17 protein-coding genes, 4 tRNA genes, 1 pseudogene and 1 riboswitch are annotated in these 19,215 nt (G+C 61.7%); of the genes and pseudogenes, 10 read left to right on the top strand and 12 right to left on the bottom strand.

Translation table 11 applies throughout. The features are described 5' to 3' along the window. Positions 1–284: 284 nt before the first annotated feature. Positions 285–357 (bottom strand) — tRNA-Lys (locus H2510_RS15965). A gap of 65 nt (positions 358–422) precedes the next feature. Beyond that, on the bottom strand, positions 423–1,697 hold the full coding sequence (locus H2510_RS15960) for a lipase family protein (protein ID WP_261392956.1): 1,275 nt from the start codon (positions 1,695–1,697) through the stop codon (positions 423–425). 271 nt (positions 1,698–1,968) lie between these two features. On the opposite strand from H2510_RS15960, the gene H2510_RS15955 reads away from it, so the two are divergent. The 7 genes from H2510_RS15955 to H2510_RS15925 all read left to right on the top strand — a co-directional run bounded on the left by H2510_RS15955 (position 1,969) and on the right by H2510_RS15925 (position 6,933). Continuing rightward, a complete protein-coding gene (locus H2510_RS15955; protein WP_186629253.1) occupies positions 1,969–2,985 on the top strand; it encodes a magnesium transporter CorA family protein in 1,017 nt (338 codons plus the stop codon). Positions 2,986–3,300: 315 nt separating this feature from the next. Continuing rightward, positions 3,301–3,969 carry a TetR/AcrR family transcriptional regulator gene (locus tag H2510_RS15950; protein ID WP_186629252.1) on the top strand — a complete coding sequence of 223 codons (669 nt, stop codon included), beginning with the start codon at positions 3,301–3,303 and terminating at the stop codon, positions 3,967–3,969. Positions 3,970–4,096: 127 nt separating this feature from the next. Beyond that, positions 4,097–4,169 (top strand) — tRNA-Glu (locus H2510_RS15945). Between the two features lie 116 nt (positions 4,170–4,285). After that, positions 4,286–4,359: transfer RNA gene (locus tag H2510_RS15940), tRNA-Asp, on the top strand. Between the two features lie 80 nt (positions 4,360–4,439). Beyond that, positions 4,440–4,516 (top strand) — tRNA-Phe (locus H2510_RS15935). A 347-nt stretch (positions 4,517–4,863) separates the two neighbouring features. Further along, the gene (locus tag H2510_RS15930) at positions 4,864–6,315 is read left to right on the top strand and encodes an MFS transporter (RefSeq protein WP_186629300.1); all 1,452 of its coding nucleotides are present in this window, start codon (positions 4,864–4,866) and stop codon (positions 6,313–6,315) included. Between the two features lie 57 nt (positions 6,316–6,372). Next, on the top strand, positions 6,373–6,933 hold the full coding sequence (locus H2510_RS15925) for a DUF6584 family protein (protein WP_186629251.1): 561 nt from the start codon (positions 6,373–6,375) through the stop codon (positions 6,931–6,933). Between the two features lie 28 nt (positions 6,934–6,961). On the opposite strand, the gene H2510_RS15920 is transcribed toward H2510_RS15925, so the two are convergent. Both H2510_RS15920 and H2510_RS15915 read right to left on the bottom strand, forming a co-directional pair. After that, on the bottom strand, positions 6,962–7,249 hold the full coding sequence (locus H2510_RS15920; protein ID WP_186629249.1) for an ANTAR domain-containing protein: 288 nt from the start codon (positions 7,247–7,249) through the stop codon (positions 6,962–6,964). 101 nt (positions 7,250–7,350) lie between these two features. Next, positions 7,351–7,932 (bottom strand): helix-turn-helix domain-containing protein, encoded by a 582-nt coding sequence (locus tag H2510_RS15915; RefSeq protein ID WP_186629248.1) that lies wholly within the window; start codon positions 7,930–7,932, stop codon positions 7,351–7,353. 197 nt (positions 7,933–8,129) lie between these two features. Here H2510_RS15915 and H2510_RS15910 point away from each other — a divergent pair, with 197 nt between their 5' ends. Then, on the top strand, positions 8,130–9,143 hold the full coding sequence (locus H2510_RS15910) for a hypothetical protein (RefSeq protein ID WP_261392976.1): 1,014 nt from the start codon (positions 8,130–8,132) through the stop codon (positions 9,141–9,143). Here the strand turns inward: H2510_RS15910 and H2510_RS15905 are convergent. The 5 genes from H2510_RS15905 to metE form a co-directional block, all read right to left on the bottom strand. Next, positions 9,130–10,035, bottom strand: a complete 906-nt coding sequence (locus tag H2510_RS15905; RefSeq protein ID WP_186629244.1) for a pseudouridine synthase — start codon at positions 10,033–10,035, stop codon at positions 9,130–9,132. The genes H2510_RS15910 and H2510_RS15905 overlap by 14 nt on opposite strands. A gap of 81 nt (positions 10,036–10,116) precedes the next feature. Beyond that, a complete protein-coding gene (locus tag H2510_RS15900) occupies positions 10,117–11,115 on the bottom strand; it encodes an NADP-dependent oxidoreductase (protein ID WP_397517372.1) in 999 nt (332 codons plus the stop codon). 6 nt (positions 11,116–11,121) lie between these two features. Continuing rightward, the gene (locus H2510_RS15895) at positions 11,122–11,544 is read right to left on the bottom strand and encodes an organic hydroperoxide resistance protein (RefSeq protein ID WP_186629242.1); all 423 of its coding nucleotides are present in this window, start codon (positions 11,542–11,544) and stop codon (positions 11,122–11,124) included. A gap of 2 nt (positions 11,545–11,546) precedes the next feature. Continuing rightward, the gene (locus tag H2510_RS15890) at positions 11,547–11,984 is read right to left on the bottom strand and encodes a MarR family winged helix-turn-helix transcriptional regulator (protein ID WP_186629241.1); all 438 of its coding nucleotides are present in this window, start codon (positions 11,982–11,984) and stop codon (positions 11,547–11,549) included. A gap of 121 nt (positions 11,985–12,105) precedes the next feature. Then, the gene (metE, locus tag H2510_RS15885) at positions 12,106–14,361 is read right to left on the bottom strand and encodes a 5-methyltetrahydropteroyltriglutamate--homocysteine S-methyltransferase (protein ID WP_186629240.1); all 2,256 of its coding nucleotides are present in this window, start codon (positions 14,359–14,361) and stop codon (positions 12,106–12,108) included. A 124-nt stretch (positions 14,362–14,485) separates the two neighbouring features. Then, positions 14,486–14,700: riboswitch (cobalamin riboswitch) on the bottom strand. Between the two features lie 232 nt (positions 14,701–14,932). On the opposite strand from metE, the gene H2510_RS15880 reads away from it, so the two are divergent. Continuing rightward, positions 14,933–16,045, top strand: a complete 1,113-nt coding sequence (locus H2510_RS15880; protein WP_186629239.1) for a 3-deoxy-7-phosphoheptulonate synthase — start codon at positions 14,933–14,935, stop codon at positions 16,043–16,045. Here the strand turns inward: H2510_RS15880 and H2510_RS15875 are convergent. Beyond that, positions 16,011–16,634 carry an alpha-ketoglutarate-dependent dioxygenase AlkB gene (locus H2510_RS15875; protein ID WP_186629238.1) on the bottom strand — a complete coding sequence of 208 codons (624 nt, stop codon included), beginning with the start codon at positions 16,632–16,634 and terminating at the stop codon, positions 16,011–16,013. The two genes, H2510_RS15880 and H2510_RS15875, sit on opposite strands and share 35 nt — an antisense overlap. 80 nt (positions 16,635–16,714) lie before the next feature. On the opposite strand from H2510_RS15875, the pseudogene H2510_RS15870 reads away from it, so the two are divergent. Then, a pseudogene (locus H2510_RS15870) lies at positions 16,715–17,005 on the top strand (VOC family protein); the annotation flags it as partial. 7 nt (positions 17,006–17,012) lie between these two features. Here the strand turns inward: H2510_RS15870 and H2510_RS15865 are convergent. Beyond that, the gene (locus tag H2510_RS15865) at positions 17,013–18,029 is read right to left on the bottom strand and encodes an AraC family transcriptional regulator (RefSeq protein ID WP_186629237.1); all 1,017 of its coding nucleotides are present in this window, start codon (positions 18,027–18,029) and stop codon (positions 17,013–17,015) included. An 8-nt stretch (positions 18,030–18,037) separates the two neighbouring features. Then, a complete protein-coding gene (locus tag H2510_RS15860) occupies positions 18,038–19,210 on the bottom strand; it encodes a pyridoxal phosphate-dependent aminotransferase (protein ID WP_186629235.1) in 1,173 nt (390 codons plus the stop codon). Positions 19,211–19,215 lie beyond the last annotated feature (5 nt).

Genomic DNA, 19,215 nt, shown 5'->3' with positions numbered 1-19,215 from the left:
TACATTGCCTCCATACATTGCCGATATCCGGACCTAGCCTACGGCACCGTAACTTCGCTGTGAACGCTCTCGAGTTGCGTGGCGCACAGTAGTCGGCCGGGAACCAAGGCGTTGACGCCCCCGTAGCAGTTCATTCCCCATTGACAGTTCGTTCCCCGTAGCCGAACTGTTACCAAGTGTACTTTCGATGTATTCGGACGCTGCGGGCCGCCGGTGGTGGAGAAACGGGCGTCCGGGACCGAACACGCGGTGGGCGGCATCCGCCACCGCGTGGACATCTTCGGTGCCCCCAGTAGGACTCGAACCTACGACCTGCGGATTAAAAGTCCGTAGCTCTACCAACTGAGCTATAGGGGCGCGGATCGAAAGTGTAATGGGTGTTCCCAGTCGGCAGGCAGGTACCCCCAAAGAGTGCCGAGCATCTATTTGCCGAAGCTGCTGCAACCTTTGGGTGCGGGGATTCCGGCGAGCCGCTCGTCGATCCACGCGTGGGAACCAGGCAAGCCCGACACCGCGACTGTCATGTGTTCTCCGAGGTATTCCTCCAACCGGACGTCGGATCCGTTGGCGCACCATTCGTCGTACAAGGTCTCGGCGCCTTCTCTGGGGATCCAGAATTCCTGCTGCCCTTGATAGATGAACACCGGGGCCGTCGGCGCGAGGTCACCGCCCATCCGCGTCTGAGCGATGATCTCCTCTGCGATCGGAGTGCGATCCACGTTCGGTATGTCCGAGAGTGCTTGGACGGGTATCGGTGCCACCAGCCCGCCTGGGGCGAGTAGATAGACGCACATGTCCTTCGCTATCTGCGCGAGCCGAAGTCCGTTCGCGTTCATGAGTTGGAACATTTCCGGATATTCGCGGGCGACGCCGAGTGCTGCGGAGAGAAACAAGGTCGATGCTGCGTTGGTTCCGTTCATCGATCCGAGCAGGATGCGGTAGTCGATCGGCGCACCGCCGAACGCGGTACCGACGATGTTCACTTCCGGGGCGTAGGACGGTGCGAGTTGCGCGGCCCAGCCGGATGCGATTGCACCCCCGGAATAACCGGTTACGGCGATCGGGGATTCCTTGTCGAGCCCCAACTGCGGTAGAGCGACCATCGCTCGCAAGGCATCGAGGACTGCGTGTCCGGCCATCCGTCCGGCGGCATATGCCTGCCGGGGGCCTTGGTGGTCGGTGACCACCACCGCATAGTTCTTGGCCAGAAAGAGTTGCACTGCAACGATTTCTGGTGCGATGCCCCGGGGGAGTGTCCATGACGGCGCGCAGGTGTTGCCCAGCGAATCTATTGCCATGTTGTAGGCGACGACAGGTCGACTGCCGTTTCCGGTCCACGGGGCGGTGGGCACGATGACGGTGGTGGCTGCCGCGACGGGTCGATCCTTGGAATCGGTGGATCGAAAGAGGATCTGGGTGGAGGTCACCGGTGTGATCAGTGGGCCGACGTTCACCGGACGGGTGCCTAGGATTGTTCCAGGGCTCGAATTCTCGTATCCGGCAGGCGCGTCGAACCATGGGTCCGAGAGCGGAGTGGCCGCGGCAGATGCGGGATCTTGCTTCGGCGTGACGAAGTCCGTCACGGGGTCGGCGCTGACCGACGACGGAGATGCAGCGATCAGAGCTGCTGCGAGAACTATTCCTGCCGAACGACATAAGAGTTCTTTGACAACCATGCTGTCACCCGAATTCGTCATCCATGACCAGCTTTGTGTGCTCTGGATCACACTATGTTCGATTTCGATGGTGCGGGTGAGCGGCGCCGGGTCGAGTTCGGATTGTTATCCGATTCTTTTCGAGACCGGAAGGCGGGTGGGTAGCTCCTCGGAGACGTCCACCCGAAAAGCGTTGAGCCGAAAGCCTTCAGCGGTGAATCATGTTGGGACTCGACCAGATGAAGGCCCGCGCGTGATCACGGGTGCATCATGGAGTCACCGACAGATGTCGGGTAGATAGAGGGAGTCGAATGTGATTCGTAGTACCGAAGATCACGGTGCGATCGGCTGCGCCACGCGTGGTCGCATCTACCGGGACGGCGCGTTGGAAGTGACGGACCCGAACGAGGAAGCGCTTCGTAAATGGAGCGCGGACCCTGACGCTGTTCTGTGGTTCGACCTCTTGGCGCCGACGACTGTCGACCTGTCTCGGGTCGCAGAGATCCTGGGCGGTCGCGAGCTCCATCCGCTGGCCCTGGAGGGGGCGCTGTCCCACGGACGGCGGCCACGGTTCGTTCGATTCGGTGACCACTATCTTGTTCATACGCGGTCACTTCGGCTCGATGCCGAGGATTCGATTCAGGAAACCGAGATCGGAATGTTCGTCACGAGCAATGCCCTCATCACGATTCGTTCGAATGAGGCGTTTGCTCTGGATTCCATGCTCGACGGCTGGGACGAGGAGTCTGCGATGATCGCCCACGGGGTGGGGTACCTGGTGTGGTCGTTTCTCGACACCGTCGTGGACGGGTACTTCACTGTCGTGGATTCGCTGGACGAGGATGTGCAGTCGATCGAGGACGCCTTGATCGACGAGGGGTTGTCGGTTCGCGATATTCAGTTGCGCAACTTCGTAATTCGCCGATCGGTAGTAGCTGCCTCCAGAGTGGTTCTGCCCATGGCCGAGGTATGCGCGGGCTTGCTCAGGCCGAACCGACATCCAATCGACAATGAAGTCACCCCCTATTACCAAGACTTGTACGACCATTCGCTTCGGCTGACGGAGAGGGTCGACGGCCTTCGGGATTCGATCGAGATCATTTTGTCGACAGGTCTTGCAATGCAGGGTAATTCGTTGAACGAGGTCATGAAGAAGCTTACGGCGTGGGCGGCGATCATCGCCATACCTACCGGGGTGACGGGATACTTCGGTCAGAACATTCCGTTTCCTGGTTACGACCGCGCTCTCGGCTTCTGGCTGAGTACTGTGCTGCTGATCGGACTGGCGACAGGATTGTGGTGGAGTTTCAAACGCCGCGATTGGCTCTGATGGCCGTTGGCAAGTCGACTGACCGCTCCGGGGCCTTACAGTGGGGTATTATTTGTAAAGTATGCGCTACGCGGTGAGCGCACCCTGCCCTGCGTGAGCTAGTGGCTCGAGTGCGCACCCCCTGCAGCGCACTCGAGCCGGGTGAAGCGTACCACTCGGATTGTTTGTTTTTCGTCGTCGATTTGTCTGTTTTCTGGGTTTCTCAGGCATTTTTGGGGCAATGAACAGCTTTGTCGAGGACATGGTGACGTACGCTCGATCAGCGGTATGGACTGCTGACACGCAGAGCGCTTTTTTTCGGAGGCACGAAAAGTAATGGCACAACAAGAGCGCGCACGCAGGACCAGAGCGGCGATCGTCGAGGCTGCGGCGACGGAGTTCGCTCGACGTGGATACGCGGCTGCGTCCGTCAATGCGATCCTCGAGGGCTCCAATGCCACCAAGGGTGCGATGTACTTCCACTTCCAATCGAAGGAAGATCTGGCCCGGGCAGTGCTCGTTGCTGCGTTGGAGAGGTACACCGCTATCACCGAGAAGTGGCAGGGCTCGACGCTGCATCCCTTCGAAGTCATCCGCGGCATCATCGACGACATCGCTCTCGGATTTCAGACCGACGTGATAGTTCGAGCCGAGTTTCGGCTGATCGTAGAACCGGAGTTCTACAGCGAGGTCAAATCCGGGAGTGGGCGAGCGTGGGGTCTGGCTGGAAACGAATTGGCACGCAGGGCCCAGGAGATGGGCGACTTGAAGCCGGAGTTCGGCCCTGACAAATTCACCAGGGTGCTGAGCGCGTCACTTGCGGGTCAGCGATTCATGGCTGATCTCGTGTCGGACAGCACCGAGCTGCGCGCGCTGTTCCAAGAGTCCCTCGAAGTGCTCCTTTATGCGATGGCAACACCTCAGTGGTTGGACACCTGGCAACGTGTCGGATGGCCACCCCTGGAGCTAGGGGCCGCAAAAAGCGCCTCTGACCTGCCGGTTTGAGTTTTTCGGAAGAAGTGCCCTAAGCTATCCAAGCTCCCAACGGAATGCCGTTGAGGGTAACGTCAGAGCAGTTCGAGATTGTGGAAGCTCGTAGTCCGAGTAGCTGCAAGTTCGAGCAGTTCGGCGGGCCCCCTTCGTCTAGCGGCCTAGGACGCCGCCCTTTCAAGGCGGTAGCGCGGGTTCGAATCCCGTAGGGGGTACGTTCGATCGCCGGAATTGACAATCCGGTGTGCAGTACAGCAGTCTCTTGCAGGCTGGCGCGGTTCGAAGCGGGTTGATCACCTGCTAAAGTTTGCGCTAGTTGAGTTCGACGCAAGGCCCTGTAGCGCAGTTGGTTAGCGCGCCGCCCTGTCACGGCGGAGGTCGCGGGTTCGAGTCCCGTCAGGGTCGCAAGTTCGGTGTTGACACCGAATTACACGATCAGTACGAATTGCACAGTTCAGTACAAGGCATTGTCACCGGTGCCGCCCGGCCAGGTAGCTCAGTTGGTACGAGCGTCCGCCTGAAAAGCGGAAGGTCGCCGGTTCGATCCCGGCCCTGGCCACCACAGTTTCAGTACCCAGCCTCATTCGGTTCACCCGAGTGGGGCTTTTTTTGGTTCTATTCACTGTTCAGGCCTGTCCAATAGTCAGGTGGAGGCTCGCGATTGTCGAGGGGCGAACGGATCGGAAATCCGGCGCCGAAACCTCCAGACTTTCACCCAGTGAGAATTCATCCCATCGTGCCGTCGGCCACTGCTACTTTTTGGCTCTACCGAGCGGGAATGTGCCGCCTCCTGAGCAGTCAAGGACCAAAAATGCTGCACGACAAGTCAACTCGATTCGAGTTCGAGGATCGAAGCCGCCCGTGCGCGATGACCTCTTCTATTTCACTACTCGCACTTGGGGGACGTCGATGACGACGATTCCAGGTCCAGCGGCTCCTGAGAAGACGGCGCCGCAGACCGCCCGCTACACGAGAAAGCGTTCGGCTGCGGTGATCATCCTCGTTCTCAGTTTGATCGAGGTCATCAGCGCGTTCGAAACATCGATGGTGTTTGCTGCGATCCCGACGATTATCAAGGACTTCGACAGTGACGCCGCAACGGTCGGCTGGGCGGTGACAGCATTCCTCCTGGTCGCCGCTGCCTCCGCCGCGGTGTGTGGACGTCTCGGTGATATGTACGGGCGTGAGCGGGTTTTGATCATCGTTCTGGCTATCGCCACGTTCGGCTCGTTGTTCAGCGCCATCGGCGACAGTGTGGGCGCGATCATCGGTGGCCGCGCCATCCAAGGCGTTGCAGGTGCGATTCTCCCGCTGTGCATCGGACTGGCACGTGCGCACCTGCCCAACGTGAAGGTTCCGGTTGCGATCGCGGTCATCTCGGGTACTGCCGTGGCTGCAGGCGCTGGATCGGCCTTCATCGCCGGCATGATGATCGACTACGCGAGCTGGCACCTGATCTTCATCGTCGCGGCTGTATATGCGACGTGCATGCTGCTGCTCGTGGCGTTCGTGCTTCCGTGGCTTCCCCCCGTCGGGACCAACCAGAAGCTCGACTGGATCGGCACCATCGCATTCGCGCCCGCCATCGCAGGAATCCTGCTGGGTATCACCAAGGGCAGTTCATGGGGTTGGACCGATGGAAAGACCCTCGGCCTGCTTGTGGGCGGTGTGGTCATTCTCGCGCTGTGGGTTCTGTGGGAGCTTCGAGTGACCGATCCGATCGCGAACGTGCGTCTGCTCACCGATCGCAAGCTCGCGTTGACGATGCTCGCGACGCTGACCCTCGCGGTCGGTCCCTTCGGAATCAGCAACTTGATCGTCCCCATCGTTCTGCAGTCGCCGTCCAGTGGATCTTTCGGCCTCGGCATGTCACCCAGCGCTGCCGGGGCCCTGACACTTGCGGGTGCGTTGCTGGGCTTCGCTTTCACTCCGTTGAGCGGGCGTCTCTCGCGAACGGTGGGTTCTCGCGTTTCGCTGCTCATCGGTGGACTGATGTATGCGGTGTCGGCGGTGCTGCTCTACGCGTTCAACGACGCCAAGCTCGGGATGTTCGCGATGGTCGTCACCGTGTCCATCGCGACATCGTTCGCTTACACTGCGCTCCCGAACCTCGTCGTCGAGTCGGTTCCGGTCGAAAACACCAGCGAAGCAACCGGTTTGAATTCGGTTGTTCGAACTGCCGGGCAGGGGATCGGCACATCGATCGCGACGGCAATCTTGGCATCGTCCGCCATCGCGGGGAGTATCGCACCTACGGTCGGTGGATTGAACATGGTCGTTGTGGTAATCCTCATCGGCACCGCGGCTACCATCGCTCTCGCACTGATGCTGCGGCCAGGCACGGTCTACGCCGAGGCCTGAATGTTGTCGAGCAAGTCTCTGATGTGCCCGCCGGCTCGAACTCGCTAGGCTTGGCCTGTGGATGTGATCGAGGAAGCCCAGCGCGATCTTGCGCGTGGGGACAATGCGCACGCTCGGGATCGACTGTATGCGGCTCTTCGTACGACTCCCGCGTCCCAGCCGATTCTGGAACTACTGGCCTACACCCATCTGTTGATGGGCGAACGCGCAGCAGCGGGTGCCGCCTGGTTTCTGACCTCGAAAGCAGACGGCGATCCCACCGCATCAGCTGCGTTCGCAGCGTTGGAAGCGCGCTACCGGTCGCCGATCTCGCTGGCACGAGGCCTACCGATAAACGCACCGTCCGAGTACTACCCGGCCCCAGCGCAGGCTCGACTCGAACGTTTGACCTCGGCCATCCGTGCGAACGGCCAACAGTGGGTTCCACCTCGCGACACGGTCTACTTCGACGAGGTGGGCGTCGATTCCGACGACTTTCTCGACGACGATCTGCCCGGCCCGAGCGGCGCCTACCGCGACCGAAGTCGACCGATTCGGCAGCGAGTGGTGGCATCGTTGATCATCTTGGCAATTGCTGCGACGTCGGCTTCGGTGATTCTGGCCCTCGTGTTCGGCTGACCGCTTCTTCATGCCTTCGCCGCAGTTGCTAGCTTCCGATCAGTTCTTCCTGAGTGGCGAGAGCAGTTCCCCATCGGGCCAAAGCGACCCGACGTGTTTCCGGTTCACCGCCGTCCCTGCCCTCGGCGATGGTGATCACCGTGCGGGACAGTTCGAACAGGCTGACGCGATTGTCTCGGGCTGTCGCCAACAGATCCTCCACTGCCTGCGCGACACTTCCGCCGCGAACGCCGACGAGGACACCCGTCGCGATGTCGAGATCGGTGCGTGAAGCTGGTCCCCGAGACGTCGTTGTGTCGGGACTTCTATCGATCATGAACGGTTCCTTATTAGTTGGCTCGGTTCTGCTGCCCATTGCGCAGACGCGCCCACTCTCCCACACCCAGTCGACGGGTACACACGGACAAGCTTCAAGTCTTACGACGGGCTGGCTCTAATGTGGATACGTTCACCCTGGGGGCCGAAGAGACTGAGTATTTCCACTGGCCGATCGTCGATCGCACCGAACCAATGTGGCACGCGCGTATCGAATTCCGCGGCCTCGCCCGGCTTCATGACGATGTCGTGTTCGCCGAGAATTAATCTCAATCTGCCGTTGAGAACGTAGAGCCATTCGTAGCCCTCGTGAACGCGAGGATCAGGGTCGGTGCGCACGGGATCGACGACGAGCTTGTACGCCTGCATCCCACCGGGTCGTCGGGTGAGGGGGTGGATCGTCACATGTTCGCGTCGGATCGGCGCCGAGCGCACCCGCGGATCCTCTACGGGCGGTGCGCTGACGAGTTCGTCCAAGGGAATCTGGTGTGCCCGGGCGATCGGGAGGAGTAGCTCCAGGCTCGGTTTCCGGTCGCCGGATTCGAGTCGGGAGAGTGTGCTGAGTGAGATTCCCGTCGTCTCGGCGAGTGCGGCGAGTGTGGTGCCACGTTCGCCGCGTAGTCGCTTCAAACGGGGACCCACAGCTGCGATGACGTCGTCGATGTTCGCCTCAGGGCTGGCCATGTCCCTTATTGCAGTTTCAGCAAACGGATTTGTCAAACGGTGGCGCGCGGGGTGAGTCGATCGCCGAAGTAGCGATCGAGTGTGCTCTCGACCTACATACTGTGGATGTGACCACCGACGTTACGTCGCAGCAAGTACCTCTACGCCGCTCGCGTGTCGTGCGGGACGCATACGGTTCGACGACGGCCGAGGCTTTCATGATCATCGCCATCGCGACGATTCTGCTCACCCGCCTTTATCTGGAGGTGACCAACTACCCACAGGTCGGCGGTAAGACCCTTCACATCGCACATGCGTTGTACGGCGGCGCGCTGATGATGTTCGCCCTGTTGATCGGGTGGATGTTCATCGGGTTCGCGGTCCGCGCAATTGCCGTCCTGATCGGCGGAATCGGATTCGGCCTGTTCCTCGACGAGGTCGGCAAATTCGTCACGAAGGACAACGACTACTTCTACGGCCCGTCCTCGGAAATCATGTATGTGCTCGTCGTCGTCGTCCTCGTGGGTAATCGAATCGTGCGCGACATTCGACGTCCGTCGCATCAGGAGACGCTGGCCAATGCGGCACTGATAGCCGCGCATGGCGTCGCACACGGATTGCCGGACCACCGGCGTGCTTGGGCTCTGCGGATGGTCGACCGGGCCGAGGCGGAGGGCGAGGACGCCGCGACCATCGCCGGGCTCCGACTGCTGCTCGAGAACTGCAGGACCGGATCGGCACGCCTGTACGACGCCAAGCAGTTCGCGCCTCGGTTGATCCCGAAGTTCTTCAAGAGCCCTCGATGGGTGTCCGTTTTTGCGTGGGGCATGACCCTCGTGTCGTTCCTGGGTGTGGTCTTCGGGATCGTCGAGTTGGTTCTCGGGAATCTCCATCTCGATACCCGTGACATGAATATCGAGGTCGAGGGTATGGGGGTAGCGAGCGGAATTCTGTTCGTGTCCTCCGTGCTGACCTTTGCGCTTGCATTGCCGTCGGCGATTCGGCTCCGTCGAGGAAAATTGTGGCCACTGCACATGCTTCGCATCGCGGCTTTGATCTTCACGCTGTTGAACGCGTTGGTCGATTTTGCCCAGGAAGGATTCGGCGCGTTGGCGAGCGTCGCGATCGGATTGCTGGCGCTGGCTGTGTTTTCACATCGAATCAGCGTTCGGACGGCGGAGATCGCCGAGGAGAATGCCGCACACGGAGATGTTCTCTCTATGCCCCGCTAGGGAGTTCGAGTGTGCGAGTACTGGCGAAAGTTCGGATCTTCTCGGTGAACGGATCTCGGAACTCGATCGATCGAGCCAGCAGCTGCAGCGGATTCGAATAGTCGTCACCGGCGACGTCGTAGAAGTCGGGGTAGAAGTTGTCACCCAGAATCGGCACTCCCAGCGAGTTCATGTGAAGGCGCAGTTGGTGTGTGCGTCCGGTGGTGGGTCGCAGAGTGTAGAGACCGTGATGGCGATCGTGGTCGGTGAGCTCGACGTGCGTTTCGGCATTCGGTTCACCAGGGACTTCTTCGGCGCGAAGTACGCCGCGCACCTTGATCATTCGGCTACGCAGCGTTCGCGGAAGTTCGAGCTTCGGATCGAATCGTGCCACCGCGTGGTAGACCTTCGTCACGACCCGCTGTGCGAACAATTCCTGATAGGCACGGCGAACTTCGGGACGGACGGTGAAGATCAGCACTCCCGCGGTCAGGCGGTCGAGGCGATGGGCGGGGCTCAGGTCGGATAGACCCAGCTCTCGGCGCAGTAGAACGAGCGCGGACCTGGCGATGTACGCCCCACGGGGCATCGTCGCCAGAAAGTGCGGCTTGTCGATGACCAGCAGGTCTCGGTCGTGGTGGAGGATATCGATCGGAAACGGCACAACGGGTTCGAGCGGTGGATCGCGATAGAGATAGATATCGCTGCGCGGAACGAGCGGTGAGCTCGGGTCGAGGGGCACTCCTGCCGCATCCACCACTTCCCGTGCGGCGACTTTTTCTCGCAGACGTCTCTCATCGTGGGGGAAACGATCGACGAGATAGTCCACGACGGTGGGGAAGGTCTCGGTATCCGGCATTCGAATCCGGGTGGGACCGAGGCCGTCACGCAGGGGAAGCGGTGCGGAGGCCATGGAACAACTCTAACGTCGGATCTGTCGGTGCAACGCGTGCGCTGTATCGAAGACGCGACGGCAGAGTTGTCCTCGGGCGTTCTAGATGGAGACGATCATCTTTCCGGTGTTCTCGCCACGGAGCAGTCCGATGAATGCCTGCGGCGCGTTGTCGATACCCTCGACGACGGTTTCGTCCCACTCGATGACGTTGTCGGCGAGCCAGGTCGCCATCTTCTCGCTGAACTCACCGGCGAGATGCTGGTAGGAGCCGGCGATGAAGCCCTTCAACATCAGTTCTTTGCCGATGGCCAGAGCCAAGTTTCGAGGCGCAGGAGTGGCTTCGGTCGAGTTGTACTGAGAGATTGCTCCGCACAGTGCAATTCGGCCGTTCTTGTTCATCGACGCGATGGCAGCTTCGAGGTGGTCGCCGCCGACGTTGTCGAAGTACACATCGATTCCGTCCGGAGCGGCCTCGGCGAGTTGCTTCGTCACCGAACCGTCGTGGTAGTCGAATGCGGCATCGAAGCCCAGCTCGAGTAGCCGAGCAACCTTGGCCTTGGACCCTGCGCTACCGATGACGCGAGACGCGCCCATTGCCTTGGCGATCTGGCCGACCAGCGAACCGACGGCACCCGCAGCACCCGAGACGAACACCACGTCGCCGGGCTTGAACTGTGCCACCGCGGTGAGCCCGACATAGGCGGTGAGCCCGGTCAGGCCGAGAGCCCCGAGGTAGGCAGAAGGGGACCCCTTGTCGAGGTCGACTTTCATGGCAGATCTACCGTCGAGGACAGCAGTGTCCCGCCATCCCTTCCCGTGCAGCACGGCGTCGCCGACTGCGAAAGCGTCACTGCGGGTTTCGACTACCTCGCCCACGGCACCGCCGTCGAGCGGTGCATCGACCTGGAACGGCGGAACGTACGACTTGACGTCGTTCATCCGGCCGCGCATGTAGGGGTCGACGGACATGACGATATTGCGGACGAGTATCTGACCATCCTGAAGTTCGGGAAGGTCGATCTCGACGGTGCGGAAGTTTTCCGGCGTCGGCTCACCGTGTGGACGTGAAGCGAGATGAATTTCCTTGGCGCGCAACAGGATCTCCTAGTCTTCGGTGACCGTGACGGTCACATCGATATTACCGCGGGTCGCGTTGGAATATGGGCAGACCAGGTGTGCTTGGTCGGCTAGTGCCTGAGCCTCGTCGTGGGGGAGATTCGGTAGCGTCACCTCGAGCGTCACCTCGAGCTGGAATCCGCCTGCGTCGTTGGGGCCGATACCGACCTGTGCACCGACAGCGGAGTCCGTCACATCTGCCTTGCTCTGACGGGCGACCATCTGCAGGGCGGAGTGGAAGCAGGCTGCGTAACCTGCAGCGAACAGTTGCTCGGGGTTGGTGCCCTGGCCGTTGCCGCCCATGGCCTCGGGGATCGCAAGTTCGAGGTCGAGGCGACCGTCCGAGCTGCGAGCGCGGCCGTTGCGGCCTTCGCCGGTTGCCAATGCTTCAGCGGTGTAAATGGTAGCCACAGTCATCCCTTTTCTTGGTGGAGTGCTTCGGCCAGTGCGGCCAGCACGTTCTTGAGGTTGGTGAGTTCGTCGACGCTCATGCCCGTCTGCGCGGCGAGCTGCATCGGTATGCCGGCTGCCTCGCTGCGTAGCGCGCTGCCCGCTTCCGTCAGGTGGATCTCGACTCGTCGCTCGTCCGAAGTGAGGCGTCGACGTTCGATGAAACCGAGGCCTTCGAGCCGTTTGAGCAGCGGGGACAATGTCCCGGTGTCGAGATCGAGGGCGGTGCAGATGTCACGGACGCCGCGCCCGTCCTTTTCCCACAGCACCAGGAGTACCAGGTACTGCGGGTAGGTGATCCCGAGTTTGTCGAGGATGGGACGGTAGGCGGCAGTGGTGGCTCGCGATGCCGAGTACAACGCAAAGCACACCTGGCGATCGAGTGCGAGTTCGTTGGTCACGTGCACAAAGGTAGCGCACGTTTAAGTTGTTCGCAACCTATATCGACCGACTGCACACTATCTCGCAGTTTCGACGGAATCCCGCCGGTCCAGCCAGACAGTGCGCAGTCAGGGTTCGGAACTAGCGTGCCAGAGCTGCGGCCTCTACGAGATTGCGCAGCGAGGATTCGACCTCGGCGTTACCTCTGGTCTTCAGCCCGCAATCCGGATTGACCCACAGGCGCTCTGCTGGAACGGCCTTCAGTGCAGCCTGCAAAGAGGCAGTGATCTCCTGAACGCTCGGAACCCGCGGTGAATGGATGTCGTACACACCCGGACCTACACCGAGATCGAATCCGACGTCATTGAGATCGTCGAGGACTTCCATGTGGGAGCGGGCGGCCTCGATCGACGTCACATCGGCGTCGAGTGCGACGATCGCATCGATCACCTCGCCGAACTCCGAGTAGCACAGGTGCGTGTGGATCTGCGTGGAATCCGCTACCCCTGACGTCGACAGCTTGAATGCACGCACAGCCCATTCCAGGTATGCCTTCTTGTCCTCGGCGCGCAACGGAAGTAGTTCGCGTAGTGCAGGTTCGTCCACCTGGATGATTGCAATTCCCGCCGATTGCAGGTCGACGGTCTCGTCGCGGATGGCCAGTGCGACCTGATCTGCGGTGTCGGCCAGCGGTTGATCGTCGCGAACGAACGACCACGCGAGGATCGTCACAGGGCCGGTCAGCATGCCCTTGACCGGCTTGTCCGTCAGTGACTGAGCAAAGGCGATCCAGTCGACGGTCATTGCGCCGGTCCGGCTCACATCACCGAACAGGATCGGCGGACGCACGCAACGTGAACCGTAGGACTGAACCCAGCCGTTGGCCGTGGCCGCGAAGCCGTTCAACTGCTCCGCGAAGTACTGCACCATGTCGTTGCGCTCCGGCTCGCCGTGTACGAGAACGTCGAGGCCCAATTTCTCCTGCAGTGCAACGACATCGGCGATCTCCGCTTGCATGCGACGCACGTACTCGGCGTCGTCGATCTCGCCCTTGCGTAATTCGGCCCTGGTGAGACGGATCTGGGTTGTTTGCGGGTAAGAACCGATGGTCGTAGTAGGGAGCGGTGGGAGGTCGAGTCGAGCCGCTTGGGCCACCCGACGCTCGGCGGCGGGACTGCGATCGACTCTCACACCATCCTCGAGTCGCGTGCGAACTGCATTGTCGTGCACTCGGGGGTCGGTGCGACGGGATTCCGCCGCGACCCGTGCAGCAGTGAGTTCGGTTGCAACAGAATCTGTTCCCTCGCGGAGTGCGCGTGCGAGCACGGTCACCTCCTCGACCTTTTCTGCGCCGAATGCCAGCCACGACCGCAGTGGATCCACGATCTGCGTCTCGGCGTCGAGCGTGTACGGAACATGAAGTAGCGAGCAGGAACTCGACACGGCGAGCGCGCCAGCACTGCCCAACAAACTCGCCAGCGTGGCCAGAGCGCGGTCCAGATCGGTCCGCCAGACATTGCGGCCGTCGACTATGCCTGCCACGAGAAGCTTGCTCGCCAAAGCGGGCACCGCAGCGACCTGCTCGACGGTCCCCGGGGCGGTGAGATCGACCGACAATCCCTCGATACCGGTCGAGGCGAGTACGGGCAGCGCGTCACCGAGGTACCCGAAGTACGACGCCAGCAGTATTGCCGGCCGTCTCTCGACGGCGCTGAGATAGTCGTAGGCGCGTCCGGCAGCGGCGAGTTCGGCTTCGGTTCGATCCGCGACGAGAGCAGGCTCGTCGATCTGGACCCATTCGGCACCCGCGTCGGACAGCTGTGTCAACAGATCCGCGTACAGCGGGAGGATTTCGTCGAGACGGTCCAGCAGCGGAGCGTCACCGCCGACAGATTTCGAGAGCAGTAGAAATGTGACTGGACCGACTATCACCGGTCGGGCCGGAATGTCCAGTGCGAGCGCCTCGTTCAGCTCGCCGAGAATCTTTTCCGGGTGGAGTGTGAACGTTGTGCTCGGTGCAATCTCGGGTACGAGGTAGTGATAGTTGGTGTCGAACCACTTGGTCATTTCCAAGGGCTGCACGGTGTCGTTGCCACGGGCGGCGGCGAAATACCGATCGAGATCGTCCTCGATGGCGCTTACCCGTTCGGGCAGCGCGCCGAGGAGGACCGCGGTGTCGAGCACCTGGTCGTAGTACGAGAACGTGTTGATCGGCACGGAGTCGAGCCCCGCGGTCTTCAGCGAAAGCCAGTCGTTCTCGCGTAGGTGCTTGGCGACAGCGCCTAGCGCGGCGGCATCGATCTTTCCGGCCCAGTAGGACTCGACAGCCTTCTTCAGTTCGCGCTTCGGGCCGATTCGGGGTGAACCGAGAACCGTTGCGGTGAATTCGAATGTCACTTCGTGTGTCTCCAGATACATGGCGTGATGGGTGGAACACCACCGTGCGCGCGAGTACGCCTGAGCCCAAGACGAGACTTCAGGTCTACTCGCCCACTCCACGGGGCGGTGAACCGCTACGCACGGCGTGCGCAGCACAGAAGGCAGGTATTCGGACTCGCAGGCGCGCGATCTTCTTACGAGATCTCGAGATCGCTCCTAGTGGCCGTCGCTTCCCAGAGAGGCTTCTCCAGTGCTTGATAGACGGCGGTCGTTCCTGCATACCGCTGCGGGACAATCCCGGATTCTCACCGGGTTCCCTCTTGCGTCGCCGTTGCGGACTTCGGGGCTCCTCTTGGCCGCGGGCGAACCGACTGCATGCACGAGCATAGGCGCTCGGCCACCTCCGGAGAAGGGGCTGCTACTCTCGAAACCATGACGCGCACGTATTTTTGGTTTAGCAGGCCGGCCCCGGGTGGGTCAGCCAGCGACGCCATGCGCTGACACCCCACCCCACGAGCCGGAATCAGACCGGCTCGCAGTGCGCGTGGATCACCGTGAACGAGTCGGTCTGGGAACAGGATCTTCCTTCATGACCATCGACATCAACACCATCGACCCAGCTCTGAACGATTCTGCTTTGGATGATCGACGGACGATCAGTATCAGTCCGCTTCTGTCTCCGCGAACCGTTCGCCGTGAGCACGCGGCAGACGACGCCGTTGCGGCCGTGGTGCGACGCGGTCGCGACGGCGTCGTCGACATCCTCGACGGACGTGACGACCGGCTGATCGTCGTCGTCGGACCATGCTCGGTGCACGACACCACCGCGGCGATGGATTACGCCCGGAGATTGGCCGCGAAGGCGGCCGAACTCGATGATCGCCTGCACATCGTCATGCGTGTGTACTTCGAAAAGCCGCGGACCACTCTCGGCTGGAAAGGCCTGATCAACGACCCGCATCTCGACGGCAGTTTCGACATCAACGAAGGCCTCCGTGTGGGCCGCCAGTTGCTCGTCGACATCTCGAGCCTCGGTCTTCCGGTCGGATGTGAATTCCTCGATCCCATCACCCCTCAGTACATTGCGGACCTGGTCAGCTACGGCGCCATCGGTGCAAGAACCGCCGCCAGCCAGGTGCACCGGCAACTGTGCAGCGCGTTGTCGATGCCCGTCGGAATCAAGAATTCGACCGAGGGCGATGTTCAGGTCGCCGTCGACGGAACGCGGGCGGCGGCGTCGAGCCATGTCTTCCCCGGAACGGATCTCGACGGTCATTCCGCGTTGATCAGAACCGTCGGGAATCCCGACTGCCATGTGATCCTGCGCGGCGGCACCGACGGTCCGAACTACGACGCGGAGACCGTCGCCGACACCATCGCGCGGCTCAGGAAGTCGAATCTTCCCGAGCGAGTGGTGATCGACGCGAGCCACGGCAACAGCCGAAAGGACCACAACAAGCAGGTCGATGTCGTGACGGACGTGTCGGCACGGGTCGCAGCAGGCGAGCAGGGGATTGTCGGTCTCATGTTGGAGAGCTTCATCGAAGCCGGCCGGCAGGATCTGACCCTCGGTCATGCGAACGAATTGACCTACGGTCAGTCGATCACCGACGCGTGCCTGGACTGGGACACCACTGCGGCACAGCTCGACGCACTCGCAACCGCAGTCACCGAACGCCGCGCGGGCGGAACTGCACGCTGACGCGAGGGCCGGTGGCGCGGGTGCTTTTGGGCACGGCGTGCTCCCACGTGCGTTGGCACGAACCGCCCATGACGATCAGATCGCCGTGGCCGAGCGTGAACTTCAACGATGCGCCACCGCCGCGTGGCCGCAACATCAATTGGCGGGTGGCACCGAGTGACACGATGGCAACCATCGTGTCCTCGGTGGCGCTGCGGCCGAGGTTGTCTCCGTGCCAGGCGACGCTGTCGGAGCCATCCCGGTAATAACACAATCCGGCGGTGGCGAAGGGCTCGCCCAGTTCTTCCCGATAGTGCGCATCGAGTGCCGACTTGGCCTCGAGTAACCGTGCCTCGGGCCAGCTCTCATGTTCGGAGTAGAAGCGCACCAAGCGCGGCACGTCGACCACGCGGTCGTACATCTGGCGTCGCTCGGCACGCCAGTCGACGTCGGTGACGAGTCGATCGAACAAGTCCGTCGTGCTCGCCCATCCGGGGCGGACATCGACCCATGCGCCGTTCGTGAGCGTTCGCCGGGTAATCGAGGACCCGAGTGGACCGAAGTCCTCGTCGGCGTCGGTGAACAGCGACCCCTGCAGTTCCACGCTCATGACCGAAATCTTAGCGCTATTCGAACGTACGTTCCAACGGTCGATCCACCGAACAGTGTCACCCTCGTGTCCTCGCGTGTGCGAGCGAGGACGACACGCTCACCTTCCGAGGTCGGCTCGTCTGGAAGATCGGCGCGGCAATCGTCGACCCCGAACGCTCTTCGCCGCCCCGCGTGTTGTTCCAGTGGGTTCCGGAATCGAAAACAGTGAAGAACCGGCTGCATTTCGACATCAGGGTCGGAGACGACCGCGAGGCGGTAGCGCAAAGCCTCGTCGAAGCCGGAGCATCGATCGCCTATCGCGGTCAGCTCGGTCCGAGCACGTGGATCACGATGACCGACCCGGAGGGCAACGAGTTCTGCCTGTGTTAGAGGTACTTCACCGATACGCGCCCGGCGTCTGCCCGGTCCACCGCTTGAACGCCCGTCGGAAGGCCGACGGCTCCGAGAATCCGAGCTGATGAGAAAGGTCGTCGACGGAATCCCCGCGACTCAACCCCGAGATGGCGGCGTCGCGTAGTACTTCCTCGCGAATCTGGTTCACCGACGTGCCCTCCTGTCGCAACAGTCGGCGAAGGTGCGCGGTGCTGACCGTCAGCTTGGCGGCGATCTCGTCGGTACATGGACTGCGGCCCTGAAGCCCCAGTTCGAGTGCTCGCCGCACTTGTGATGATGCGGTGCTGTCATAGTCGCGCGCAGTGAACAACAAGTTCGGTGACTCACGCAAATAGTCGGTCAGGCTTGCCTCGGTTTGCACGATCGGCGCTCGCATCGCAGCATTGTCGAACTCGAGGACTGCTATCGATGCGCCGAATGCCACTCGGGTGCCGAACATTCGGTCGTACAGCTTGGCGGTTTCTGGGTCTGGCATGTCGTAGGGCAGTTCGACCGAGTGCAGCTTCACCCGACCACCGATAAGCCACGCGGCGAAGCGATGTACCAGCAACATTCGAAAGTCGGTCAGCAATTGGCCGGCCCGCTCCCTGGCCTGCTCCGGTAGATGAGTGTTGTCCACCGGCGGCATCGTCAATCGCGTTGTGCTCTCACCGCGAGTGATCGTCATCGGTGGAAGTCCCGAGAGCACTCGCGTGGTTTCCGTCATCCGGTTCAACGCCGACGCGAGGTCGGGACTGTGTATGAGGGTCTGGCAGATGACGCGAAAACTGCCGCGTCGCATGGGCGTCGAGGCTAATCCGAACAGCTCGTCACCGGTGATCTGCCATGCGGACTGAGTGAACAGCGTGACCTGTTCGGCGGTGAGTCGTGCGCGCGGATCCTTCAACGTTTCCGGCCCGATCCCCGCGATGGACAGTGGATACGACAGATCGACGCCGCTGCTCGCCGCGAGAGCAGTGGCATTGACGACGAAAGCGACGGGGATGGTTCTGGCGGTCATGGTGGTTGTCAGAGTCTCAGCAGTCTGTCGGACGCTTCGGCCAGCACGTCGTCTTTTTTGCAGAAGGCGAAGCGCACCAAAGTTTTCCACGGCTCGGCATGATCGACGAACGCAGTGACGGGGACCGCCGCTACGCCGATTCTGGCGGGCAGTGTGCGACAGAATTCCAGGGCGTCGGTCTCAGCGAGCGGTGCCACGTCGGCACAGACGAAATATGTTCCGCTACTGGACTTCACCTCCAGACCAGCTTTGGTCAGCGCGGCGGAGAGTACGTTCCGTTTGGCGTGCAGTGAGTCTCGGAGTTGGTCCACCCAGGCGCCTTCATGGGTGAGTGCGTGCGCTACTGCAGGCTGGAACGGGGTTCCTCCGACGAACGTCAAAAACTGCTTGGCCGAGCGCACGGCATCGATGAGTTCGGCTGGGCCCAATGCCCAGCCAGTCTTCCAACCGGTCGCGTTGAAGGTCTTTGCGGCACTGGAGACGGTGACGGTTCGCTCGAACATGCCGGGCAACGATGCAATCGGTACATGCTCGGAATTCTCGAAGACCAGGCGTTCGTAGACCTCGTCGGTCAGGACGAGCACATCGTGCTCGCACGCGATCTCGGCGATCCGGACCAGCTCGTCACGCGTCAACACCATCCCGGTCGGATTGTGTGGGGAATTGACCACGAGAAGTCTGGTGTTCACCCCGATCGCACGTTCGAGCGCATCGAGGTCCACGGCGAAACCGGTTCCGTCGGCGACGAGGGGGACCGTGGACCGACGGGCGCCCGCCAACGCGATCGCAGCAGCATACGAGTCGTAGAAGGGCTCGATCAGCAAGACCTCTTCGCCGGGCTCGACGAGCCCGAGGATCGTTGCAGCGATACCTTCGGTTGCACCGACGGTGACGAGAACCTCGCAGGACGGGTCGTAATCGATGCCGTAGCGGCGAGAGCGATCGGCGGCGATGGCCTCGCGAAGGACCGGCATACCCGACCCTGGCGCGTATTGATTCAGGCCGCCGGCGATAGCGTCTCGAGCGGCCGCGAGCATGGACGCCGGCCCGTCGGTGTCGGGAAATCCTTGACCTAGATTGACCGCGTCGCTGGCCACGGCGAGTGCTGTCATCTCCGCGAAGATCGTCGACGCGAAGGGGCGTAGACGCTCGACAGTTCGGCTTCGGTGCTCCGCGGGCATTCATG

Source organism: Rhodococcus sp. BP22 (genome assembly GCF_014281965.1).
Taxonomy (GTDB): domain Bacteria; phylum Actinomycetota; class Actinomycetes; order Mycobacteriales; family Mycobacteriaceae; genus Rhodococcoides.
Note: the sequence above shows the minus strand (reverse complement) of the source record. Positions and strands in the feature narration are given on the sequence as shown.

Bases quoted from the DNA above. Each gene is read 5' to 3' on its own strand.
- H2510_RS15930 (WP_186629300.1), top strand. From the start codon at position 4,864: ATGACGACGATTCCAGGTCCAGCGGCTCCTGAGAAGACGGCGCCGCAG.
- H2510_RS15950 (WP_186629252.1), top strand. From the start codon at position 3,301: ATGGCACAACAAGAGCGCGCACGCAGGACCAGAGCGGCGATCGTCGAG.
- H2510_RS15860 (WP_186629235.1), bottom strand. From the start codon at position 19,210: ATGCCCGCGGAGCACCGAAGCCGAACTGTCGAGCGTCTACGCCCCTTC.
- H2510_RS15905 (WP_186629244.1), bottom strand. From the start codon at position 10,035: ATGGCCTCCGCACCGCTTCCCCTGCGTGACGGCCTCGGTCCCACCCGG.
- H2510_RS15960 (WP_261392956.1), bottom strand. From the start codon at position 1,697: ATGACGAATTCGGGTGACAGCATGGTTGTCAAAGAACTCTTATGTCGT.
- H2510_RS15880 (WP_186629239.1), top strand. From the start codon at position 14,933: ATGACCATCGACATCAACACCATCGACCCAGCTCTGAACGATTCTGCT.
- H2510_RS15865 (WP_186629237.1), bottom strand. From the start codon at position 18,029: ATGACCGCCAGAACCATCCCCGTCGCTTTCGTCGTCAATGCCACTGCT.
- H2510_RS15920 (WP_186629249.1), bottom strand. From the start codon at position 7,249: ATGATCGATAGAAGTCCCGACACAACGACGTCTCGGGGACCAGCTTCA.
- H2510_RS15875 (WP_186629238.1), bottom strand. From the start codon at position 16,634: ATGAGCGTGGAACTGCAGGGGTCGCTGTTCACCGACGCCGACGAGGAC.
- H2510_RS15915 (WP_186629248.1), bottom strand. From the start codon at position 7,932: ATGGCCAGCCCTGAGGCGAACATCGACGACGTCATCGCAGCTGTGGGT.
- H2510_RS15910 (WP_261392976.1), top strand. From the start codon at position 8,130: ATGATCATCGCCATCGCGACGATTCTGCTCACCCGCCTTTATCTGGAG.